The sequence below is a fragment of the Winogradskyella immobilis genome, from assembly GCF_021887715.1.
Lineage (GTDB): Bacteria > Bacteroidota > Bacteroidia > Flavobacteriales > Flavobacteriaceae > Winogradskyella > Winogradskyella immobilis.
The window spans coordinates 23,485-47,243 of record NZ_JAIQXX010000007.1 but is presented as its reverse complement, the minus strand read 5'-3'; the positions used below and the strand labels follow the sequence as shown (position 1 = coordinate 47,243).

The window sequence follows — 23,759 nt, the reverse complement described above, 5'->3', positions numbered from 1 at the left end:
CTGTTTTTTATAGTTTTACAGTCATGAGATATCTTCCATTATTTTTTATGTTTTTTCTGTTTCAGTCAAACTATGGACAAGATAGCTTAGTCGTTGACGATCGCTATAGAGAAGATCAGTTTTATGCATCGATAACCTATAATATATTAAGTAATGTCCCAGATGATTTATCACAAGATGGATTTTCTACCGGATTCCACCTTGGTTTTATAAGAGATATGCCATTTAATGCTAGGCGTAATTGGTCCGTTGGTTTAGGTATCGGAGTTTCATCGAATTCATACAATCAAAATCTTATAATTTCTGAAAACGCTAATGAATTTCAGTTTAGTTTCTCAGATGAAACTATAGAGAATATTCAGAAGAATAAATTTACTACATATTTAATAGATTTTCCTTTAGAATTACGCTGGCGCACATCTACAGCAACGGACTATAAATTCTGGCGAATATACACAGGTTTTAAGTTTAGTTATCTGGTATACAATACATCTAAGTTGAGAAGTTCTAATTTAGATAATGATCTTTCAAGTATAGATAATTTTAATGACTTTCAATACGGTATTACATTAAGTGCGGGTTATGGAACTTGGAATTTTAATGTGTATTATGGATTGAATTCTATATTTGATAATACAGTAAGCGTTGATAACCAATCTATAGATATTAAAGCACTTAAACTAGGTTTGATTTTCTATATCTTATAACCAAAATTTTATAAGAATTAACTGCGGAAATAATCCGACAAAAAAACCTATGATAAGCTCTGTATTTGTATGTGCTTTTAAATGAAGGCGCGAAGTTGCTATTGCTCCTAGTAAAATAAGCATTAAAACAATAGTACCATTAATGTTTACTTGAAAATGCACTCCAATAGCCACAGCAAACATAAAAAACCCAGAGGCAGCTAACATATGTATACTGGCTTTTATTTTAAAAATGGCTAAGAATAAGCAAGCTAGTGTCGAAGATAAAATACCAACAAAGAAATAATAGAGTTCAATAATTTCATTTGGTGTAAAAACACGTACTAGTATTAAGCAAATAATAACACAATTTATAAATAAAGGTAAAGCACGCTCTCTTGTGGTTTTAAGATGTATACTATCGACTTTTTTTAAAGTCTTTAAAAGAAAGAACAGCAATATTGGTAAAACAATGGTTAAAATTACTGTTGAGAATAACTTAGCTTTTATAGCTTCATCAGGTATAAATCGTGGTGTTTTACTAAAATAAAAAGCAACACCCAATAGCGGCATTATAAGAGGATGAAAAATATAGGATATGCTTTTTAAGACAGTATTCATATCTTAAATCTTTTTACGCAGACGAGCCACAGGAATATCTAATTGCTCTCTATATTTTGCAACAGTACGTCTTGCAATTGGATACCCTTTTTCTTTTAAAATAGTAGCAAGCTTATCATCCGTTAAAGGCTTCTTTTTGTTTTCGTCTTCAATAACGGTTTCAAGTATTTTTTTAATCTCACGTGTTGAAACTTCTTCACCTTGATCGTTTGTCATAGATTCTGAAAAGAATTCTTTAATTAATTTAGTGCCATAAGGTGTGTCAACATATTTACTATTAGCCACACGAGATACAGTAGAAACATCCATTTCTATTTCGTCTGCAATATCTTTAAGAATCATAGGTTTAAGATTACGCTCATCACCTGTTAAAAAGTAATCTTTTTGGTAATGCATAATCGAGCTCATAGTAACAAAAAGCGTTTGTTGCCTTTGTCTTACTGCTTCAATAAACCATTTGGCAGCATCTAATTTTTGCTTAATAAATAGTACGGCATCTTTTTGTGATTGCGTTTTATCTTTAGATTCCTTGTACCCTTTTAGCATGTTATTATACTCTCTAGAAACATGAAGCTCTGGGGCATTACGACCATTAAGAGTAAGTTCTAATTTGCCATCAATAATTTTTATAGCAAAATCAGGGACAACATGTTCAACCATTCTATTATTGCCAGCATAAGAACCTCCTGGTTTTGGATTAAGACGTTCTATTTCTTCTATAGCATCTTTGAGTTCTTCTTCATCAATACTAAATTTTTGAAGTAATTTTTTGTAATGCTTTTTTGTAAACTGATCAAAGGCTTTATCTATAACTGCAATAGCTAATTCTATAGCAGGGTTTTGCTCTTTTCGATGTAATTGTATACTTAAACACTCTTGAAGACTACGGGCGGCAACACCAGCAGGATCTAATTGATGAACAACATTTAATACATTTTCAACCTCTTCTTCTGTAGTAAAAACATTTTGTGTAAACGCCAAGTCATCGGTAATGTCAGATAACGAACGACGTATATATCCACTTTCATCTACACTGCCGACTAAGAATAAGGCAATTTCGTATTCTTGATCGTTAAGTCTAAAAGTATTTAATTGAGTAGTTAAATGCTGAGTGAACGATGTTCCGGCTGCATATGGCACTGATTTTTCATCATCATCTACACTGTAATTATTAGCATGTGTTCTATAATCGGGGATTTCATCATCACTTAAATATTCATCAACATTAATATCACCAGTGTCTATAGTTTCGTTATCGTTATACTCATCTTGACTATTGTCAAACTCATCAAAACTATCTTCTGTTTTGTCTTTACCAGTATCTAAAGCAGGGTTTTCTTCCAATTCTTGTTTTAAACGTTGCTCAAAAGCTTGAGTCGGTAACTGAATCAATTTCATTAATTGAATCTGCTGAGGAGATAACTTTTGAGATAACTTAAATTGTAAATACTGCTTTAGCATTCTTTTGGGTTGATTTTATCTTAAAATTAAAAAACAATCTAAAACTGTGCCGTTATAAGATTGTTTTCTTAAAAATTTATTTTTTATTTAAAATTCTGCATTTTGTGGTGTTCTTGGATAAGGGATTACATCTCTTATATTACTCATACCTGTCGCGAACATTACTAGACGTTCAAAACCTAAACCAAAACCAGAATGTACTGCGGTACCATATTTTCTTAAATCTAAATACCACCATAATTCTTCTTCTGGGATATCTAACTCTGCCATTTTATTTTTTAAAACGTCTAAACGTTCTTCACGTTGAGATCCACCAACAATTTCTCCGATTCCAGGAAATAAAACATCCATAGCCCTAACCGTTTTTTCATCATCATTTAAGCGCATATAGAAGGCTTTGATATTTGCAGGATAATCAAATAATATAACAGGACATTTAAAATGTTTTTCTACTAAAAAGCGTTCGTGCTCAGATTGTAAATCGGCACCCCATTCATTAATAAGGTATTTAAATTTTTTCTTTTTATTTGGTTTAGAATTTCTAAGAATATCTATAGCCTCAGTATAACTTACACGTTTAAAATTATTATCTGCAATAAATTTTAATTTTTCAATAAGTCGCATTGGGCTTCGTTCTGTTTGAGGTTTTGTTTTTTCTTCATCAAATAAGCGTTGATCTAAAAAGTTTAAATCCTCTTTATTGTGCTCTAAGACATATGCAATTACAGATTTCATAAAATCTTCAGCCAAATCCATATTACCTGCTAGATCCATAAATGCAACCTCTGGTTCAACCATCCAAAATTCTGCTAAGTGGCGAGATGTATTAGAGTTTTCTGCTCTAAATGTCGGGCCAAAAGTATAGACTTTCCCTAAGGACATCGCATAAGTTTCAGCTTCTAATTGCCCAGATACTGTAAGATTTGCTTCTTTGCCAAAGAAATCTTCTTTAAAATTAACTTCACCATTTTCATCTAGTGGAGGATTTTTTGCATCTAAAGTTGTAATTCTAAACATTTCTCCAGCACCTTCAGCATCACTTCCTGTAATCATAGGTGTATGCATGTTGTAGAATCCATTCTCAGTAAAATACTTATGTATGGCAAATGATAAGGCCGATTTAATTCGCATTACAGCACTAAACGTATTTGTTCTAGTGCGTAAATGTGCATTCTCTCTTAAAAACTCAAATGAATGTTTTTTAGGTTGAATAGGATATGTTTCAGGATCTGAATCGCCTAAAACTTCTAATGAAGAAACTACAATCTCTACTTTCTGACCTTTACCTTGACTTTCTACAAGTTCTCCTTTTATATGTAATGCAGCACCTGTGGTTATGCGTTTTAATAGAGTTTCATCAAAATTTTCAAAATCCACAACACACTGAATATTATTTAATGTAGAACCATCATTTAATGCAATAAAACGATTTGCTCTAAATGTTCTAACCCAACCTTTAACTTCAATAATTTGTGAGCTAGCATCCTGTGATAATAATTCAGCAACGGTACTTGTATTCATGTTTTAAAATTTATAATCAAATTGGTTTTTATTCTTCTCCCTCTAACGATTCTGGTATAATATTTATAGCAGGTTTTTTTAGTACTTCTTTATTAGCAATACTGCGTTCCAAAGATAGCAATAGCGAAGGTAATAACAGTAAATTAGATAGCATTGCAAATAATAATGTTGCTGAAACTAAAGCACCTAGAGCAACTGTACCACCAAAACTAGATATCGTAAAAACGGAAAACCCAAAAAACAGTACTATAGATGTGTAAAACATACTTACTCCAGTTTCTCGCAATGCAGCGTAAACGGATTTGCGTATTTTCCAATGGTTTGCTTGCAATTCTTGCCTATATTTTGCTAGAAAGTGAATAGTATCATCTACAGAAATACCAAAGGCAATACTAAACACCAATATCGTTGACGGCTTTATAGGAACACCGATATAACCCATTAAACCAGCAGTAACCAATAATGGTAGTAGATTGGGAATTAGTGATACAATAATCATCCGTAAAGATCTAAACATATATGCCATAAACAATGCAATGAGCACAATAGCCAATGTTAAAGAAATGACAAGATTACGGACTAAATATTTTGTGCCTTTTTGAAAGACTAACGCTTTTCCGGTCATTGTAACATCGTAACGTTCTTTAGGAAAAACTTTGTTTATTTTATTTTGAAGGTCTTCTTCGATGCGCTCCATTTTGTCTGTGCCAATATCCTTCATAAACGTAGTAATACGCGCATATCGACCAGTGCTATCTACAAAGTTTTTTAATAAATCTACATCTGAAGATGACTTTTTGATATAGGAAGAAATAAATAAATTTTCTTGACTTGTAGGCAGTTGGTAATATTTAGGATTGCCATTTGTATAAGCTTGCTTAGCGTATTTAACTAAACTAACTACAGAAATAGGACGAGATAGCTCTGGTATTTCAAGAATTAATTCTTCTAACTCATTCATGCGTTTAATTGTCGCCAATTTCATAACGCCTTTTTTACGTTTAGTATCCACAACAATTTCTAATGGCATAATGCCATTAAACTCAGATTCAAAAAAACGGATATCTTCAAAGAATTCTGTTTTTTTAGGCATGTCTTCTATAAGGCTACCAGAGATAATAATCTTATTAATACCAAGTAAACTAGCAATTAATAGAACTAAAGCGGTAGCATATATAGTAATTTTTTTGTGTTTTACCATACGTTCCATCCAATCAACAAAACCATTAATCCACCGTTTGTTTAAATGTTCTAAATGACGAGGTTTAGGATAAGGTAAAAACGTATATAAAATAGGGATTATAAAGAGGCATAAAATAAAAATAGCAAGAATACTCAACGACGCTACAATGCCAAATTCTTTAAGTAATTTACTTTCTGTAAGTATAAATGTTGCAAAACCTGAAGCAGTAGTAACATTAGTCATTAAAGTGGCATTACCAACCTTAGTAATAACACGTTGTAGTGATTTAACTTTGTTGCCATGAAGCCTAACTTCGTTCTGATATTTATTAATTAAAAAGATGCAGTTAGGTATTCCTATAACGATGATTAAAGGAGGAATTAAAGCTGTAAGAACTGTAATTTCATAATTTAATAAACCAATGATGCCAAAAGTCCACATCACTCCAATACATACTACAATTAAAGAAATAAATGTGGCTCTAAAAGACCTAAAGAACAGAAAAAATATTAGCGATGTTATCCCAAGCGCTGCAGCAATAAAGAGACTAATTTCATCTACAATATTTTGAGAATTTAAAGTACGTATATATGGCATTCCAGAAACACGAACATCCATTCCGGTTTCTGCTTCAAAAACTCTAATTTTATTTTGGAGCGTTTCCATAATAAAATCTTTCCTAATAGGAGTGTTAACAATATCTTTATCTAAATATATTGCTGTACGAATCGTTTTAGTGTCTTTATTAAACAAAAAGTTATCATAGAAAGGATATTGCTTAAAAAGCTCGTCTTGAAGTTTTTCAATTTGAAGTGTTGAAGAAATAGAATCTTTTATAAAAGGTTTTAAATCAAATTTCTCCTCTTTAGTATTCTTAATTAGTTTCTGGAGATCTTTTATTGAAACTACAGTCTCAACTTCACTATATTTTTTAAAATCTTCAGATAGTGTATTCCAAGCATTTAAATTTTTAATAGTAAAAAGGGTTGAGTCTTTAACACCAAGAATAACAAGATTTCCTTCTTCACCAAAAATGTTTAAAAAATTAGTATAGGTAACATTAACATCATGATCATCAGGCAACAGATTAGCTTCAGTGTAAGTAAAGCGCATATGCTTCCATTGCATACTAAAAAAAATAGTATACAGGATCATTGTAATTAAAATAGCAATTTTATTGCGTAAAATTAATCTGGCAACAACCTCCCAAAATCCTGTCGTTAAAGGTCTAATCATGCATTAAGCAAATAAGGCGCAAAGGTAGAAAAAACGATAAGATTGTATGCCATAAAAATGGTTTATTAACAATGAAAAAATATGAGATATAAAAACAAAACTCGATTATCTTGAGCTTCAAGAAAACAATACCTTATTGTATTGACAAAATCATATTTAAAAATTAATAAAAAGATTGATGAGTAATATCTATGTTTTGAATTGTTTTTTAAATTTACTAGAATATTTGATGTTTCTTGCTATTCGTCAGGGAATTACTTGAGTATAATTCACCTCAACTTTCGAAAAATACTTAAGAAATATTAGTGATAATGATTTAGTTTGCGTTATTTTATTGATATGACCTTAAACATTACTATAACGAATCTGGAATAGGAATAATATTTGATGTGTATGACAATACGTTTTTATAAAATTTTTAAGATGAAAGATCCTACAAAATGTGGGTTTATATTATTCGCATTATTTGTTTTAATGGCTGGTTTTGTTGAGTCACAAGAGTCGTCAAAATATTCGCATAATGCTTTAGCAGAAAAGATTTACCTACAATTAGACAATGACATTTACACCAATACTAAGACGATATGGTTCAAAGCAGTAGTTGCAAATGCTGTGACACATGAGACTAATTTATCTAGTGGTGTTTTATATGTAGATTTAATAGATTCCGAAAAGCAAATTCTGGCTTCAAAAATAATAAAGTTAAAAGGAGGAATAGGCAATGGTTATTTTGATTTAGACAAGAGTTATATAGAAGGGCAATATTTAATTAGAGCTTATACAGAATGGAATAAGAATTTTGATTCAGACTTTGTTTTTGAGAAGTATATAGGAATATATGAAGCGACAAAACTAGATAATGAGAATAACCCTATACAAAATATAAGGCGTATAGATTCAACATTTAATACGCAACAGTTTAAGATAGATATATATCCAGAATTATTAGATGCCACCCATAAAAGAGCTATTACAGTAATTGTAAAAGAGGATACTAAGAGTGATACTATAATATTAAAGCCAAATAATGAAAAGCGATATGTATTAGATAGAGCAATTTCAAAAGAGACTAAACGTGTTGAATTAGAGGTTGTAACAAAGAATGATTTATTTTACAAGACTTCATTTTCGCCAAACACCAATTATTTAGATTTACAATTTTTCCCAGAAGGAGGTGATTTAGTGAATGGCTTACCAAGTAAAGTAGGTTTTAAGGCATTAGGCGCAAATGGAAAGGGCCAAGAGGTAGAAGGTGAGATTATAGATGAAGATAGCCAAGTCATAACTACTTTTAAAAGTAATAGTTTAGGTATGGGTCATTTTATAATAGATAAAGTAGATGCTTCAACACAATATTCGGCAAGATTAACATCTAAAAACATTAATCGTACAGTACAGCTTCCAAAGGCAGTAACTCAAGGAAACACAGTATCAGTATATAATGTTGATGATATGGTAAATGTTAGAGTAAGATCTACTTATTTAAAGAATAAGAGAGTTATTTTAAAGACCTCATGTAGAGGCTATGAATATTATAATACAGAAGCCTCATTGGTAGACGGACAACTCGCATTTAAGTTTCCAATAGATGAATTGCCAGAAGGAGTCATTGCTTTTACTTTACTAGATGAGAATCAAACACCAATGGTAGAGCGTTTATATTTTAATGAGAGAAAAGACAGTCGATTAACTATAAATACAAATAGTAATGATATAGAATATACAAAACGAGAAAAGGTAAATGTCAATATAGAAGTTAAAGATTCAGATAGTAATTTGATAAGAGCAAATGCATCTGTATTGGTTATTAATAAGGAAGATTATGGGAGTACACAAGATGCTCGAGATAATATACTTTCTTATTTTTTATTAAGTTCAGATGTTAGAGGAGAGATAGAAAAGCCAGGTTTATATTTTAAAGAAGACGAAGGATTAGATATAGACGATTTATTATTAACACAAGGTTGGAGGAAGTATAAGTATAGAGACCCTATAGGGAAGTTTAATTATAAGAGAGAACAAGGTCTTAAAGTTTCAGGTGTAGTTAATCTTGTAAATTCAAAAAATAAGAAAGAAGAAGTAGAACTTATGCTAATGACACTTGGTGATAATAGTGCTATTTACACCGAAGAGGTAATTGCTTCGGGTAATTTCACATATGATTTAAATGATTTATATCATAATGAAGGATTACAAGATGTAATAATTCAGAGTGTAAATATACCTGAGAAGGAGAAGAAAAAATATAGAATAGCTTTAAAGAAAAGGCAAGAATTACCTGTAGATTATAATTACGCTAATATTAGTTTAGCAAGTGATAGTATTACGGATAAGATTGTAGAGAGTTATAGAGAACAAAAACAGAAAGAAGATCGGTCTTATTTTTCAAATACAGGAGTAACCGAGTTAGATGAAGTTTTAGTAAAGGGTTATAATTTAACACCAAAGCGTAAAGAGGTTATGGAACGTTTTGGGGAACCAGATGTAGTTATTGAAGGTAAAGAGATAAAGGCCAAAGAAGATAAAAGATATTCTAATGGTATATATAGTGTTTTACAAGCTGCTTTTCCTGATAAAATTACAATTGTTAAAAGTAGAAGCGGTATCCTTTTTGCTAAAACAACCCAAGGTGGTAATTATCATATAACTTTTGTTGTTGTAGATGGTATACCTGTTAAAGAAATTAACTATGATTTAATACAAAATATATCAGTAGATGAAGTGACGAGCTTTGAAATTATTGATGAAATCAATAACGTTAGACAGTTCTTTTTTGAAGTGACAGGTAGATTTCCACCATTACCAACTGAAAATCCAAGAGTGCAGAGAATAACCGGTAGTGTTATTGCTATTTATACGAAAAAAGGTAAAGGCTTACATGGCGCATTGAAAAGTAAAAAGGATGTAAATGTGAAGCAGATACCAGTTTTTTCAACAGAAAAAGAGTATTATACACCTAAACACAATATTAATAATTCAGCGGATTTATCTATTCCGGATTTAAGATCTACTATTTATTGGAACCCAAATATAGAAACTAGTATAGAAGGAAAAACAAATATTAATTATTACCATTCAGATAATCCAGGTAAGTTTATAATAGTTATAGAAGCTATTTCAGAATCTGGTAGAATAGGCTGTAAAACAATAGATTATACTGTTATCCATGAAGATAATAATTAGCTTATTAAACAGTCATTATTTCTTTTTCTTTTGCACTTAGTATATCATCTATACGCTTAACATAAGTATCTGTTAATTGTTGTATATCAATCTCTGCATTTTTTTGTAGATCTTCAGAAATATCTACTTTTTTAACATCGTTATTAGCATCTTTTCTGGCACTTCTAATACCAACTTTAGCATCTTCAGCTTCAGCTTTAGCTTGTTTGGCCAATTCGCGACGACGTTCTTCTGTTAATGGCGGTACATTTATAATAATAGTTTCCCCATTATTCATAGGATTAAAACCAATGTTAGCAACCATAATACCGCGTTCAATTTCTTGAAGCATATTTTTTTCCCAAGGTTGAACCGTAATTGTACGTCCATCAGGTGTGTTAACATTAGCAACTTGGTTTAGTGGTGTTTGAGAACCATAATAATCTACCATAACACTTCCTAACATGGCCGGACTTGCTTTACCAGCTCTAATGTTTACTAATTGTTTTTCTAAATGCTTCATGGCATTATCCATGGCTTCTTTAGTAGTATCTAATATAAATTCAATGTCTTCCATTGTATCAATTTTTAGTTGATTATTATCAAAATGTAAGCCAATTTTATAAATTAACTCTTGTCCCTATTTTTTCGCCAGATATTAAACGTAAAAGATTTCCCTTTTTATTCATATCAAAAACAATAATAGGTAATTCATTTTCTTGACTTAATGTAAATGCCGTAGTATCCATAACCTTTAATCCTTTACGCAGTACATCATCAAACGTAATATGATCAAATTTAACAGCATCCGTATCTTTTTCTGGGTCAGCAGTATAAATACCATCAACACGCGTTCCTTTTAAAATAACATCAGCTTCAATTTCAATAGCACGTAAAACAGCAGCAGAATCTGTAGTAAAATAAGGATTACCTGTGCCTCCTCCAAAAATAACAACGCGACCTTTTTCTAAATGACGCATAGCTTTACGACGAATAAAAGGTTCTGCAACTTCATTAATTTTTATAGCTGTTTGTAAGCGTGTAGGGATGCCTGCATCTTCTAAGGCTCCTTGTAATGCCAATCCATTTATTACGGTAGCCAACATGCCCATATGGTCACCTTGTACACGATCCATGCCATTACTAGCACCAGAGACACCTCTAAATATATTTCCACCACCAATGACTATTGCAACTTCAATTCCTTTGGCAGTAATAGACTTTATATCATTAGCATATTCAGATAAACGCTCTGGGTCAATACCATATTGTCTATTTCCCATTAAGGCTTCACCTGAAAGTTTTAGTAAGATTCTTTTAAATTTCATCAATAGAAGTTGTGTTAATTACCATCCGTTTATAGCTAGGATTTTGGCTAAACAAAACTACATAATTATTATAATCTTTAAAAACGAAATAACTAAAACTAGAAAAGCCATTCTTATTAAGAATGGCTTTTAAAAAATTATATTTTTAAGAGGTGTTTATTTACCCTAAAGCTACACGCTTAAATGCAGTTACAGCAACATCTCCATAAGTGTCAACGTATTTTGCAACAGTCATTTTTTCGTCTTTAATAAAGTTTTGGTCTAAAAGACATTGCTCTTTATCTAAAGTTGTGTTATCAGAAATAAAACGATCCATCTTACCTGGTAATATTCTATCCCAAATTTGCTCAGGCTTACCTTCAGCTTTTAATTCAGCTTTTGCAGCTTCTTCAGCTTTAGCTAAAACATCATCAGTAATTTGAGACATAGAAATATATTGAGGTACATTTTTAAGCGTTTTACCTAAACGACCTAATTCAATATTATCTTTTTCTATTACAGCTATACGTGCTTCTGTTTCAGAGGCAACAAATGCAGGGTCAAAATCTTTGTAAGATAATGTTGTTGCACCCATAGATGCAATTTGCATAGCTAAATCTTTTGCTAAAACTTCAACATTATCGACTTTAGCCGTTAAACCTACTAAAGCAGCAATTTTGTTGATATGAACATAAGAACCTACATAAGCAGCTTCTAATACTTCAAATGCATTAATATCTAGTTTTTCACCAATAACTCCAGTTTGCTCAACTAATTTTTCAGCAACAGTCATTCCTCCAAAATCAGCAGCTAAAAAACCTTCTTTATTTGAATGATTAAGTGCAATATCTCCTAGATCACTAGCTAATTTTAAAAAGTTTTCGTTTTTACCAACAAAATCAGTTTCACAACCTAGTACAATAGACACTCCTTTAGTGTTGTCTGCATTAATTTTAGCTACAGCTGCACCTTCAGAAGATTCTCTGTCCGCTCTTTTTGCTGCAACTTTTTGTCCTTTTTTACGTAGAACTTCAATTGCCTTGTCAAAATCACCTTCAGCTTCAACTAAGGCTTTTTTACAATCCATCATACCAGCACCAGTTGCTTTTCTAAGCTTATTTACTTCTGCTGCTGTAATTTTTACAGTATTTTCCATATTAATATATAATTAAAAATAGATAATTATTTGTTTATTCTTCTTCTTCAGAAACAGGAGCTACTGCCTTAACTGATTCTGGTTTTGCCTCTGCTTTTGGGACTGCTACTTTAGCATCTTTTTCTGTGCGTTCTGCTTTTCTTTCATTTAAACCATCAGCAATAGCTGAAGTTACAATAGATAAAATTTTATCTACTGATTTTGAAGCATCATCATTAGAAGGAATTAAATAATCAACTTCGCGAGGATCAGAGTTCGTATCTACCATAGCAAAGATTGGAATATTTAATTTTTGAGCTTCTTTAATTGCAATATGCTCACGCATAATATCTACAACAAATAAAGCACCTGGTAAACGAGTCATATCAGAAATTGAACCTAAATTCTTTTCTAGTTTAGCACGTTGACGATCTACTTGTAAACGCTCTTTTTTAGACAGAGAGTTGAATGTACCATCTTTTTTCATTCTATCAATAGAAGCCATTTTCTTAACAGCTTTTCTAATAGTTACAAAGTTGGTTAACATTCCGCCTGGCCATCTTTCAGTAATGTAAGGTTGATTTACAGCACCTGCTTTTTCAGCAACGATGTCTTTAGCTTGTTTTTTTGTAGCAACGAATAAAATTTTCTTTCCTGATGCTGCAATTTTGTGTAATGCTTCAGCAGATTCAGAAATTTTAGCTGCAGTTTTGTAAAGATTGATAATATGGATACCGTTACGTTCCATATAAATGTAAGGAGCCATGTTTGGATTCCACTTACGTGTTAGGTGACCAAAGTGTACACCTGCTTCTAGTAGTTCTTTTACTTCTACTTTTTCCATGTTTGTAATAGTTTACGTTCTGTTGAATTAGCAATGATTAAGTGGTTGCTTTCGCTTGCCTTAACCATTTAGATGCTAAACTAAACTCTGACGTTTATCGTCATGAGCAACAATAACTGGTTTTTATTCTGAACTTATTTCAGAATTTTTTTCAATAAAATAAAATAATTCAGAATCTGATAATTCAGATTCTGAATTAAGTGTTGTTGGATATTAACGTTTAGAGAACTGGAATTTCTTACGCGCTTTCTTCTGTCCGAATTTCTTACGCTCTACCATTCTTGGATCTCTAGTTAATAGACCTTCTGGCTTTAATATTGCTCTGTTTTCAGCATCTAGCTCGCACATTGCACGAGATAAAGCTAAACGTATTGCTTCTGCCTGGCCGGTGATACCACCTCCATATACGTTAACAGTAATATCAAAGTTGCCATCATTGTTAGTCATGGCTAAAGGTTGGTTTACTTTGTATTGCAATGTTGCAGTACTAAAATAATCCGCCACGTCTTTTTTGTTCACCGTGATGTTACCTTTTCCTTTGGCAACGTACACACGAGCAACAGCCGTCTTTCTACGGCCAATTTTGTGAATTACTTCCATTAATTAAATTCTTTTAAATTAATTGTTTTAGGTTTTTGAGCTTCATGAGCATGCTCAGCACCAGCAACAACTGTTAGGTTTCTAAAAAGAACAGCACCTAATTTGTTTTTAGGTAACATTCCTTTTACTGACTTTTCTACTAATCTGGTTGGGTCTTTCTCAAACATTTCAGTAGCAGTCAAGCTTCTTTGACCACCTGGATAACCTGTGTGACGGATATAACTTTTATCTGTCCATTTGTTACCAGTTAAGTTGATTTTTTCTGCATTTACAACAATAACGTTGTCACCGCAATCAACGTGTGGCGTAAAGTTAGGTTTATGCTTACCTCTTAAAAGTATTGCTACTTTTGAAGCTAAGCGACCTAAAGTTTGTCCTTCAGCATCAACTAAAACCCACTCCTTATTAACGGTAGCTTTGTTAGCTGAAACTGTTTTGTAGCTTAATGTATCCACACTAATTTGATTTATGATGTACCACTTTGGTACATTGATTAAACAATCCTCTTTCGAAAAAGAGTTTGCAAATTTACGATAACTTATTGGATTGACAAGTGTTGAATGATATTTTTTAGTCGAAAATTATGAAGTTAAGGAAATACTTATAATGTTTATCATTCTATACTCTCTGCAGTCTGAATTCTCATTAGTTTTATTAGCATAATTGAATATATCTTATGGATTATATACCTAAGTTGGTGTCTTATAAGAAAGACAACTAAACCTATAGATTTTGTAAAGCGAATTTTACGAGTCCAGCATTGGTTTTAATACCAAGCTTTTTATGAATATTTTTACGATGTGTATCTATAGTATATTTACTCAATTTAAGTTGTTTAGCCATTTGAAGTGAAGTTCTTCCATTTACTAATAAATTTAAGATTTCTTTTTCGCGCTTTGTAAGAGTTGTTGAATTATTTATTTGTTCTTTATTGAACCATTCTTTAATATCTTGAGATAAGTTTTTACTAAAAAAATAATCTCCTTTTATAAGTGTATGGATAGCAGATACTAATTCCTTTTTTTCAACATTTTTGGTTACATAGCCTTTAGCGCCAACATCTAACATTTCTATAACATCCGAAGTTTGGTCATACATGCTTAATGCTAAAATTTTAATATTTGGATAATCCTTTACGAGATTCCTAGTTAAAGAAATCCCATCCATAATGGGCATTCTAATATCTGTGATAATGATATTGGGTTGCATCTCATTAGCGAGTAATTGTAATACTTCCAAGCCATTATTGGCTTCTGCAATAACTTCAATATCTATTTCTTTAGCCAGAATAGATTTAATACCATCTATAAATAGTTGGTGGTCGTCTACTATAATTATTTTAACGGTCATAAAGGAATATTTAAGATAATTGTTGTTCCATTTCCTGAACCAGAATCTACAACTAATTCGGCATCAATTTTTTCTGCACGTTTTTCTATATTGGTTAAGCCAACACCATGTCTATTGGCGTCTATATTAAAACCTTTGCCGTTATCTTCAACAATAATATTTAATATGTTTTCGTGTTCTGAGAATTGTACAATAGCTTCAGTAGCTTCAGCATGTTTTATAATATTGGTTAACAGTTCTTGAATAATTCTAAAAATTTGAATTTCTAAAGTGTTTTCTATACGAGTTTTTACATCTACATTAATTACTTTGATATCTATTTTCTTCGAATCTGAAATACGTTTAGCTATAATTTTTGTTGAAGGAATAAGTCCTTTATTAATCTGCGCGCCAAAATTTTTATTTTTAGAGATATTTCTAATTTCAATATAAGTATCGTTCATTAACTTTTTAAGTTTATTATAGAACCCAGAAAACGCTTCTTTATCATCATAACTTTCCAGATATAATTTTAAAGTAGCTACTTTACTTCCTAAGTTGTCGTGTAAGTCTGCGGCCATTGTAGAACGTTCTTGTTCTTGAGCATCAATAATAGCATCGATTCCATCTAACTCTTGCGATTTTAAAAGATCATTAAACTCTTGTTGCTGAATAGTCAAATTTTGTTCCATAATAATGCGTTTACGTTTCGCATTTTTAAATACCATATATAAACCAAAAATTGCTGTAAAAAGTGCTATTAGAGAACCAAGTAATAAATTTCGATTTTGCTTTCGTCTATAATTAACTTCTAAGTTTTCTGTTTTTAGCTGCAGAATCTCTTTTTCTTTTTTTTCGGTTTCGTACTTCGTTTGTATTTCAATAAAGCTCTTTTGACTTTCGATATTTAGGATGCTATCATTTAATTGACTAGATTTTTCTGAATATTCTAAAGCACTATTCATTTGACCTAAACCTTTATAAGTATCTCTTAGATTATTGTAAACATTAACACGTTGCTTACCTCTAATAAGTTGTTCTGCTTTTTTAAAAAAGGAAATAGCAGTTTTATAATCTTTGTTTTTTAAATGAATATAGCCTAAATTACTTTGCGTTATTTCAATACCAGATTTAAGATTAAGTTCGTTTTTAAGCTGCAGTGTTTTTTCTAAATATTGTTTCGCTTTGTTAATATCCTTTTCTAAATATAAATCGCCAAGATTGTTATAAATAATAGATAGCGATCGTTTATCACCAACTTTAGACGCTAATTGTTCTGCTTTATTGTTATAATCTATTGCTTTTATTGTATCACCATTTTTATAATATTGAGTCGCTAGATTAGGTAAAGTAATAAGCCTAAATTGTGTTTGATTTTGATTCTCAAAAACGATCAATGCTTTTTTGCTGTATTCAATTGCTTTTGGGTAAATTTCTAATTCGGCAAAAGCACTAGCAATATTACTGTAACATTTTGCAGCGTTGAGTTCGTCTTTAGTGTCTTCAAAAAATGACGCACTTTGAGTGAGTGTAGTTATTGTTTTTTCATAATCACCTTGTCTTAATTGAATAGCTCCAAGACTAATATTTATAATTGCTGCACGTTTTTGGTCATTCAATCCTATAAGAAGAGTTTTAGAATTTCTAAAATAATGTAAAGCAGAATCTAACTGTCCTGTAAAGAAATGAAAACGGCCTAGCTGATTATTGGTTTCAGCTAATAGAGAATCGTTACTCTTATATTTTAAAGCATTGTAGGCATATGATTTTCCTTTATTAAGATCTAACCTTTCATGAAGACTTGCTAACTGTAAATTTAGTTTAACAAGTTCAAATGTATTAGTAGTAGTTTTTAACAAAGAAGATAAACTATCAACTTGCGTATTCTGAGAATACATAATTATAGGGATGATAAAAACAAAAAAAAGTAATCGTTTCACAGGTAATAATCAATTAATAATGAGTTATAAAGCTAAGAATTTATAGTTTAAAAGTTTTAGTAAAAATAATTAATGGGTAAATTAAAGTGAATACCTACAATTAGGTATATGGATTTGGCTTTTGTAGTAATAATTTTAAGAATTAATTAAAATTAGCTATTATGAAAAAAAATACTCAAAAAGTTAAATGGATTATTCTAATTTTTACTGTTCTATTTTTAAATATTAATAATGGATATTCCCAATGGACACAGGTAGGTCAAGATATTGATGGTGAAGCAGCCGTTGATCGTTCTGGACGATCTGTTTCAATATCAGCAGACGGAACAATAGTTGCAATTGGGGCTTCAGATAATGATGGAAACGGAATGGCTTCTGGGCATGTACGGGTTTATCAGAATATTAATGATACATGGGTGCAATTGGGTCAAGATATTAATGGTTCTGCAGCAGGCGTTTTCTTTGGAAATAGGGTGTCTTTATCTTCTAATGGTTTAAGGTTAGCTGTACAATCTTCACGTAATACAAGTGCTAATATAGATTCTGGAGAAACCACTATATATGATTTTATTGGAGGTAGTTGGACACAAGTTGGTTCTGGGATTTTAGGAGCAGGCGAGTCAGATGGATTTAATGGTAGAATTGATTTATCCTCAGATGGATTGCATATAGCTATTGGATCTCTCTCAAATAATAGTTTTTCAGGAATAGTACGTGTGTTCTCATTTAATGGAACAGATTGGGTTCAAACCGGTACTGATTTTGTGGGTAATATTGATGATCAATTGGGGAGAAGTGTTTCATTATCAGCTAATGGAATGCGTTTGGCAATAGCTACTCCTAGAGATAATACCTTAGGAAGTGGATTAGGAAGTGCTAGAGTATATGAGTATAATGGTACTACTTGGGTTGAATTAGGAACAGGAATAGCTGGAGAAGTCTTTAATGATTTTCCTAGTGGTGTCTCATTGTCTAGTGATGGTAACAGAATAGCAATGGGCTCTCCGGGTAATGATGCTAATGGTTTTCTTTCTGGTCATGTCAGAATTTTTGAATATGATGGAACTAACTGGATTCAAATGGGGAATAATATTGAAGGGGAATCTATAGGAATAGGTGATCAAATAGGTGATCATGATAGATTATCTCTAAGTTCTGATGGATTAACCGTAGCCATTGGATCAACTAATAATAACGGGAGAACTGGTCGTGTACGTGTTTTTAGGTTTAATGGATTAAGTTGGGTGCAACAAGGAGTTGATATAGATGGAGAAGCGAGTGGAGATGATTCAGGTGGCTCTGTTTCAATTTCGGCTAATGGCATTGTGGCTATTGGAGCCTCTGGAAACAGTGATAGTGCTAATTTAGCTGGACATGTAAGAGTATATGAATTTCCTCAATCTCTTTGGACTGGTGACCCAATAACATTTTCTCTTAGTGATAATTCTGATCCAACACAAGAAGTTAATCAAGATAGAATTACAGATAAAGTCTGGTTAACTAGAGCCGATACAGGTGGAATTTTCAATATCGCTTCAGAAACATTTTACACATCATTAGTAAGCCCAGTAGATACAGAATGGGCATTTGGGACAATAGCAGATATAGAAACTTTAACCTTTGATACTTGGGAAAACACGATTGGTGGTGATCCGCAAAGTATGATTGATTTAGATATGGTTCTCCACTTAATAACCGATAATATCTTTATAGATATAAAATTTACTTCTTGGACAGGTGGAGTGTTAAGTAGAAGTCAAAATAACACATTTTTTCAAAACGGATTATCGTATCAGCGCTCCACAAATCAAACACTCAGTACAGAAGCTTTTAGAAATGAAGAAGAATTGAGATTATACCCTAATCCATCTTCAAATTTCATTAGAATTATAGGGTTTGCTGGAGCTAAGAAATATACTATCTATGATATTATAGGAACTAAGCTTAAGGTTAATGAAACAAGGAATAATGAACTAATAGATATTCAAAATTTAGCCAAAGGCTTATATTTTATATCATTTGACAATGAACAAAGTTTTAAGTTCATCAAAAATTAAATAGACTTATTTTACACGTAGTCGAGCAATGCTTCTGTACTAATAATCTCAGCAAACTCTTCTTGTAAATTAGCTAATGTGGTTTGATGAATAATTTCTGATGAGAATGTTTCTCCATTGATACCTTTTCTATCAAAAGTAGCTGTGGCATCAGAAACTAATAAGGTATCAAAACCTAAGTTTCCGGCCATACGCGTCGTAGTAGAAATACAATGATTTGTAGTTAGGCCAACAATAACTAATGTGTTGATGCCTTGTTGTTCTAAATCTTCTTTTAAACGAGTACCAATAAATGCACTATTTACATTTTTTATATAAAGCGGTTCATCAGCTTGTGGTTTTAATTCTGCTTTCATTTCAAATCCAGGATGTGATTGGTGTAATAAAGAATTAGGATCTTGAGAACTATGTATAGCATGAAAAACAGGTAAATTTAAAGCACGCCATTTCTCTAATAATTGTACTGCGTTTTTCTCAGCATCTTTATTGTTTCTATTGCCTCCCCAATAAGCTTCATCATCAAACCCTACTTGAAAATCAACTAAAAGTAAAGCCGCATTTTTGTCTCTTAAATTCATGTGTATTAATTATAATTAATGTGCTTCTAACCAATTTAATCCTGTGTCTAGTTCAACATCAAGAGGAACTTCGAGTTGAAATGCGCTCTCCATTTCAGTTTTTACCAAATTTTTAATAGTATCTAGTTCTGGCTTATAGACATCAAGAACGAGCTCATCATGTACTTGCAATAACATCTTAGATTTGTAATTGCCAGTTTCTAATTTTTCAAAAATATTAATCATTGCTATTTTAATAATATCTGCAGCACTACCTTGTATCGGTGCATTTACAGCATTACGTTCTGCAGCTCCACGGACAACAGCATTTCTAGAATTGATGTCTTTTAAATAACGACGACGTCCTAAAACAGTTTGCACATAACCATTATCTCTTGCAAAATCAACTTGCTCACTAATATAAGCGCGTAGTTTTGGATACGTTTCGTAATAGGTGTCAATTAACTCTTTGGCTTCACTACGTGATAAATCGGTTTGATTGCTTAGTCCAAAAGCAGATACTCCATAGATGATTCCGAAGTTTACAGTTTTGGCATTACTACGTTGTTCTCTAGTAACATCTTTAAGATCTACATTAAACACTTTTGCGGCGGTAGAGGCATGAATATCTTCCCCATTTTTAAAAGCCTCAATCATAGTTTCTTCTTTGCTTAAAGCTGCAATAATGCGTAATTCTATCTGGCTATAATCTGCGGCTAATAAAATATAATCACCATTACGAGGGATAAATGCTTTACGAACTTGGCGACCGCGTTCTGTACGTATAGGAATATTTTGAAGGTTCGGATTATTGCTACTCAAACGACCAGTAGCAGCAACGGTTTGCATATAATCAGTATGTACTCGACCTGTAGCAACTTCTACTTGAGTTGGCAATGCATCGACGTATGTGCTTTTCAATTTTGCCAGTCCACGATAGTCTAATATATTCTGAATAATCTCATGATCTTTTGCCAAGTAACTCAAAACATCTTCGGCTGTAGAATACTGACCGGTTTTGGTCTTTTTAGGTTTGTCTACTAATTTTAGTTTTTCAAATAAAATCACTCCTAATTGTTTAGGAGAGGCTATATTAAATTCTTCGCCAGCGGCATCATAAATTTTAGAAACTAAATTTTCAATATCAGTATTTAATTCTTCAGAAAGAGAATTTAAAAATTCACTATCTAAATTAATACCTTCTAATTCCATTGCAGCAAGAACACGTAATAAAGGCACTTCAATATCATCAAATAATTTTTGAGTATTAGCATCACCTAATTCGGTTTTAAAATGTTCTTTTAACTGAAGTGTAATATCGGTGTCTTCAACAGCATATTCGGTTTGTTGATCTAACGAAACATCTCGCATAGACAATTGATTTTTTCCTTTTTTACCAATTAGTTCCGTGATTGATATTGGAGTATAATTGAGATATGTTTCTGCTAATACATCCATATTATGGCGCATATCAGGATTAATCAAATAATGAGCTAACATCGTATCAAAGAGTTTGCCTTTAACCTTTATATTATATTTGTTAAGGACTTTTATATCGTATTTTAAATTTTGTCCTATTTTTTCAATAGACTCATTCTCAAAAAACGGTCTTAGTTGCTCTATAACAACTTGTGCTTCTGCTTTATCTTCAGGAAAAGGAAGATAAAATCCTTTACCAACTTCCCAAGAAAATGCAATACCAACCAATTCTGCTGTTAATGAGTTTAGGCCTGTAGTTTCAGTGTCAAAACACACGCTAGTTTGTTGCATTAAGTTTTTAACAAAAAGCTGAGTTGCCATTCCGGGAGCTATACTCTGATAAAAATGTGATGTGGTTTTTACAGTTTTACGAGTATAGGTGTTTTCATCAGATGCTTGCGTACTATTATTGTCTGAAGTGCCAAACAAACTGAATTGTCCAGCGCCAGCAGATTTAATTTCTTTTGGCGTGGTTTTAACTTCTGGTTTTTCTATAGTTTTCTGAGCATTATCTGAAACTGTAGTGGTTTCTGAAGCAAAGGTTTTATTAAAATTATCGATGAGACGTCTAAACTCTAACTCTTGAAAGATTTCAGTGACTTTAGGAATATCTGGCTGATCGAGTTTAAAATCTTCAGCATGAAACTCAACAGGTACATCTAGCATAATTGTAGCCAATTTTTTAGAGAGCAATCCGAGTTCTCCATTAGCTTCAATTTTTTCTTTCATTTTTCCTTTTAGTTCATGTGTGTTGGCTAAAAGGTTTTCCATAGAACCGTATTGCGTTAAAAATTTCTTTGCAGTTTTTTCACCAACTCCAGGTAGCCCAGGAATATTATCTGATGAATCTCCCATCATACCTAAAAAATCAATCACTTGTAACGGATCGGTTACTTCAAACTTTTTTTGCACTTCAGGGATGCCCCAAGTTTCATAACCACCACCAAAAACGGGTCGATACATAAATATGTTTTCACTTACTAATTGTGCAAAATCTTTATCTGGAGTCACCATAAAAGTTTGGTAACCTTCTTTTTCAGCTTGTTTAGCAAGTGTACCAATAACATCATCAGCTTCAAAACCTGCTTTTACCATTATAGGAATATGCATGGCTTTTAAAATGTCTTGTATAATAGGTACAGCAACTTTAATAGCTTCAGGGGTTTCGTCTCTATTAGCCTTGTATTCGGCATACATTTCTACACGATCTGCACTTCCGCCTTTATCAAAACAAACAGCTAAGTGATCAGGTCTCTCACGTTTAATCACGTCTAAAAGTGAGTTCATAAAACCCATAATGGCTGAGGTATCAAGGCCTTTTGAATTGATTCTAGGGTTTTTAATAAAGGCATAGTAGCCACGAAAAATTAATGCAAAAGCATCAACTAAAAACACACGTTTATTATCTGACATGAGATGTTTATTTTGAAGTCTATAAAATTACAAAAACTTCAACGTTTTATTAAGGTGTAATTTTTAAAAAGATATTAGAAATCTAAAACCAAAAGTTAAATGTTTTATGGCGAAGGATTAGGTATTATAGCATGTACACTTTCTATAGCCTCCATAATTTCATGACTTAACGATATATTGATGCTATCTATGTTTTCTTCTAATTGCTTAATGTTTGTAGCTCCAATAATATTACTGGTTACAAACGGACGATCATTAACAAAGGCTAATGCCATTTGAGCTAGAGAGATGCCATTATCTTCAGCAATTTTAAGGTAACGCTTAGTGGCTTCAGTAGCTTGGTCGTTACTGTATCTTGCAAAACGAGGAAATAATTTTAGTCTTGCGTTATCAGCAGCATTACCTTTTATGTACTTTCCAGAAAGTACTCCAAATGCCATTGGCGAATATGCTAATAAACCGATGTTTTCACGAATAGACGTTTCTGCTAAATCTCCTTCAAATGTTCTATTTAATAAAGAATATGAATTCTGGATAGTGATAGCTCGTGGTAAATTAAATTGTTTAGATTCTTGAAGGTATCTCATGGTTCCCCAAGCTCCTTCGTTAGAGATCCCAATTTGCCTTACTTTTCCAGATTTTATAATAGTTTCTAAATTATAAAGAATTTCATTAAAATTATCTTTCCATTTATCTTCAGCATTATACTTATAATCTCTTACACCAAAGATATTTGTTGTACGCTCTGGCCAATGCAATTGGTATAAATCCACATAATCGGTTTGCAGGCGTTTAAGACTATTGTCAATAGCTTCATTAAGTGCGGTTTTACTATAACCATTAGTTCTAATATGTGCAGTGTAATCACCAGGACCAGCAATTTTAGTTGCTAAAACAACCTTATCTCTATTACCCGTTTTTGTAAACCAATTGCCTATAATACGTTCAGTTTCTGCATAAGTTTCAGCTGTTGCAGGAACAGGATATAATTCAGCACAATCAAAAAAATTAACACCTTTGTCAAGTGCATAATCCATTTGAGCAAAACCTTCGTCTTGGGTATTTTGATTGCCCCAAGTCATTGTGCCTAGGCAAATTTTACTCACTTTTATATCTGTATGTGGTAAGTTGGTGTATTTCATATTTATTTCCTGCGAAAGCAGGAATCTTTTAAAAATTAAACTTAGATTTTGAGACTTCTCGACTGCGCTCGAAGTGACAAAAACTT

At 32.0% G+C, this 23,759-nt stretch carries 18 protein-coding genes; 3 read left to right on the top strand and 15 right to left on the bottom strand.

Annotated features, from left to right (window positions below; genetic code table 11):
- The first annotated feature begins 23 nt into the window (after positions 1-23).
- Positions 24-707 carry a porin family protein gene (locus tag K8Z87_RS06985; RefSeq protein ID WP_227476774.1) on the top strand — a complete coding sequence of 228 codons (684 nt, stop codon included), beginning with the start codon at positions 24-26 and terminating at the stop codon, positions 705-707.
- On the opposite strand, the gene K8Z87_RS06980 is transcribed toward K8Z87_RS06985, so the two are convergent.
- The 4 genes from K8Z87_RS06980 to K8Z87_RS06965 all read right to left on the bottom strand — a co-directional run bounded on the left by K8Z87_RS06980 (position 702) and on the right by K8Z87_RS06965 (position 6,708).
- Entirely contained in the window at positions 702-1,307 is a 606-nt protein-coding gene (locus K8Z87_RS06980) for a hypothetical protein (RefSeq protein ID WP_227476773.1), read from the bottom strand. The genes K8Z87_RS06985 and K8Z87_RS06980 overlap by 6 nt on opposite strands.
- Before the next feature lie 3 nt (positions 1,308-1,310).
- A complete protein-coding gene (gene rpoN, locus K8Z87_RS06975) occupies positions 1,311-2,768 on the bottom strand; it encodes an RNA polymerase factor sigma-54 (protein ID WP_227476772.1) in 1,458 nt (485 codons plus the stop codon).
- A gap of 87 nt (positions 2,769-2,855) precedes the next feature.
- On the bottom strand, positions 2,856-4,289 hold the full coding sequence (gene asnS, locus K8Z87_RS06970) for an asparagine--tRNA ligase (protein ID WP_227476771.1): 1,434 nt from the start codon (positions 4,287-4,289) through the stop codon (positions 2,856-2,858).
- A 28-nt stretch (positions 4,290-4,317) separates the two neighbouring features.
- The gene (locus tag K8Z87_RS06965; RefSeq protein ID WP_227476770.1) at positions 4,318-6,708 is read right to left on the bottom strand and encodes an efflux RND transporter permease subunit; all 2,391 of its coding nucleotides are present in this window, start codon (positions 6,706-6,708) and stop codon (positions 4,318-4,320) included.
- Between the two features lie 423 nt (positions 6,709-7,131).
- On the opposite strand from K8Z87_RS06965, the gene K8Z87_RS06960 reads away from it, so the two are divergent.
- Entirely contained in the window at positions 7,132-9,891 is a 2,760-nt protein-coding gene (locus K8Z87_RS06960; RefSeq protein WP_227476769.1) for a hypothetical protein, read from the top strand.
- 4 nt (positions 9,892-9,895) lie between these two features.
- Here the strand turns inward: K8Z87_RS06960 and frr are convergent, their stop codons facing one another.
- The 8 genes from frr to K8Z87_RS06920 all read right to left on the bottom strand — a co-directional run bounded on the left by frr (position 9,896) and on the right by K8Z87_RS06920 (position 17,025).
- Complete coding sequence (gene frr, locus K8Z87_RS06955) at positions 9,896-10,447, bottom strand: ribosome recycling factor (protein ID WP_227476768.1); 552 nt, start codon at positions 10,445-10,447, stop codon at positions 9,896-9,898.
- 43 nt (positions 10,448-10,490) lie between these two features.
- Complete coding sequence (gene pyrH, locus K8Z87_RS06950) at positions 10,491-11,198, bottom strand: UMP kinase (RefSeq protein ID WP_227476767.1); 708 nt, start codon at positions 11,196-11,198, stop codon at positions 10,491-10,493.
- Positions 11,199-11,358: 160 nt separating this feature from the next.
- A complete protein-coding gene (tsf, locus tag K8Z87_RS06945) occupies positions 11,359-12,333 on the bottom strand; it encodes a translation elongation factor Ts (RefSeq protein ID WP_227476766.1) in 975 nt (324 codons plus the stop codon).
- Between the two features lie 34 nt (positions 12,334-12,367).
- A complete protein-coding gene (gene rpsB, locus K8Z87_RS06940; protein ID WP_227476765.1) occupies positions 12,368-13,156 on the bottom strand; it encodes a 30S ribosomal protein S2 in 789 nt (262 codons plus the stop codon).
- Positions 13,157-13,369: 213 nt separating this feature from the next.
- Positions 13,370-13,756, bottom strand: a complete 387-nt coding sequence (gene rpsI / locus K8Z87_RS06935) for a 30S ribosomal protein S9 (protein WP_227476764.1) — start codon at positions 13,754-13,756, stop codon at positions 13,370-13,372.
- Positions 13,756-14,211 (bottom strand): 50S ribosomal protein L13, encoded by a 456-nt coding sequence (gene rplM / locus K8Z87_RS06930; RefSeq protein WP_227476763.1) that lies wholly within the window; start codon positions 14,209-14,211, stop codon positions 13,756-13,758. The genes rpsI and rplM overlap by 1 nt, the downstream gene beginning before the upstream one ends.
- Before the next feature lie 268 nt (positions 14,212-14,479).
- Positions 14,480-15,106 carry a response regulator gene (locus K8Z87_RS06925; protein WP_227476762.1) on the bottom strand — a complete coding sequence of 209 codons (627 nt, stop codon included), beginning with the start codon at positions 15,104-15,106 and terminating at the stop codon, positions 14,480-14,482.
- The gene (locus K8Z87_RS06920; RefSeq protein ID WP_227476761.1) at positions 15,103-17,025 is read right to left on the bottom strand and encodes a tetratricopeptide repeat-containing sensor histidine kinase; all 1,923 of its coding nucleotides are present in this window, start codon (positions 17,023-17,025) and stop codon (positions 15,103-15,105) included. The genes K8Z87_RS06925 and K8Z87_RS06920 overlap by 4 nt, the downstream gene beginning before the upstream one ends.
- Before the next feature lie 161 nt (positions 17,026-17,186).
- Between K8Z87_RS06920 and K8Z87_RS06915 the strand changes: the two genes are divergently transcribed.
- A complete protein-coding gene (locus tag K8Z87_RS06915; protein ID WP_227476760.1) occupies positions 17,187-19,082 on the top strand; it encodes a T9SS type A sorting domain-containing protein in 1,896 nt (631 codons plus the stop codon).
- Between the two features lie 11 nt (positions 19,083-19,093).
- Here the strand turns inward: K8Z87_RS06915 and K8Z87_RS06910 are convergent, their stop codons facing one another.
- The 3 genes from K8Z87_RS06910 to K8Z87_RS06900 all read right to left on the bottom strand — a co-directional run bounded on the left by K8Z87_RS06910 (position 19,094) and on the right by K8Z87_RS06900 (position 23,673).
- Complete coding sequence (locus K8Z87_RS06910; protein ID WP_227476759.1) at positions 19,094-19,660, bottom strand: cysteine hydrolase family protein; 567 nt, start codon at positions 19,658-19,660, stop codon at positions 19,094-19,096.
- A 15-nt stretch (positions 19,661-19,675) separates the two neighbouring features.
- Positions 19,676-22,531, bottom strand: coding sequence for a DNA polymerase I (gene polA, locus K8Z87_RS06905; RefSeq protein ID WP_227476758.1), 2,856 nt, complete (start codon positions 22,529-22,531; stop codon positions 19,676-19,678).
- Positions 22,532-22,635: 104 nt separating this feature from the next.
- Positions 22,636-23,673: an aldo/keto reductase gene (locus K8Z87_RS06900; protein ID WP_227476757.1), complete on the bottom strand. Its 1,038-nt coding sequence runs from the start codon at positions 23,671-23,673 to the stop codon at positions 22,636-22,638.
- Positions 23,674-23,759: the final 86 nt, after the last annotated feature.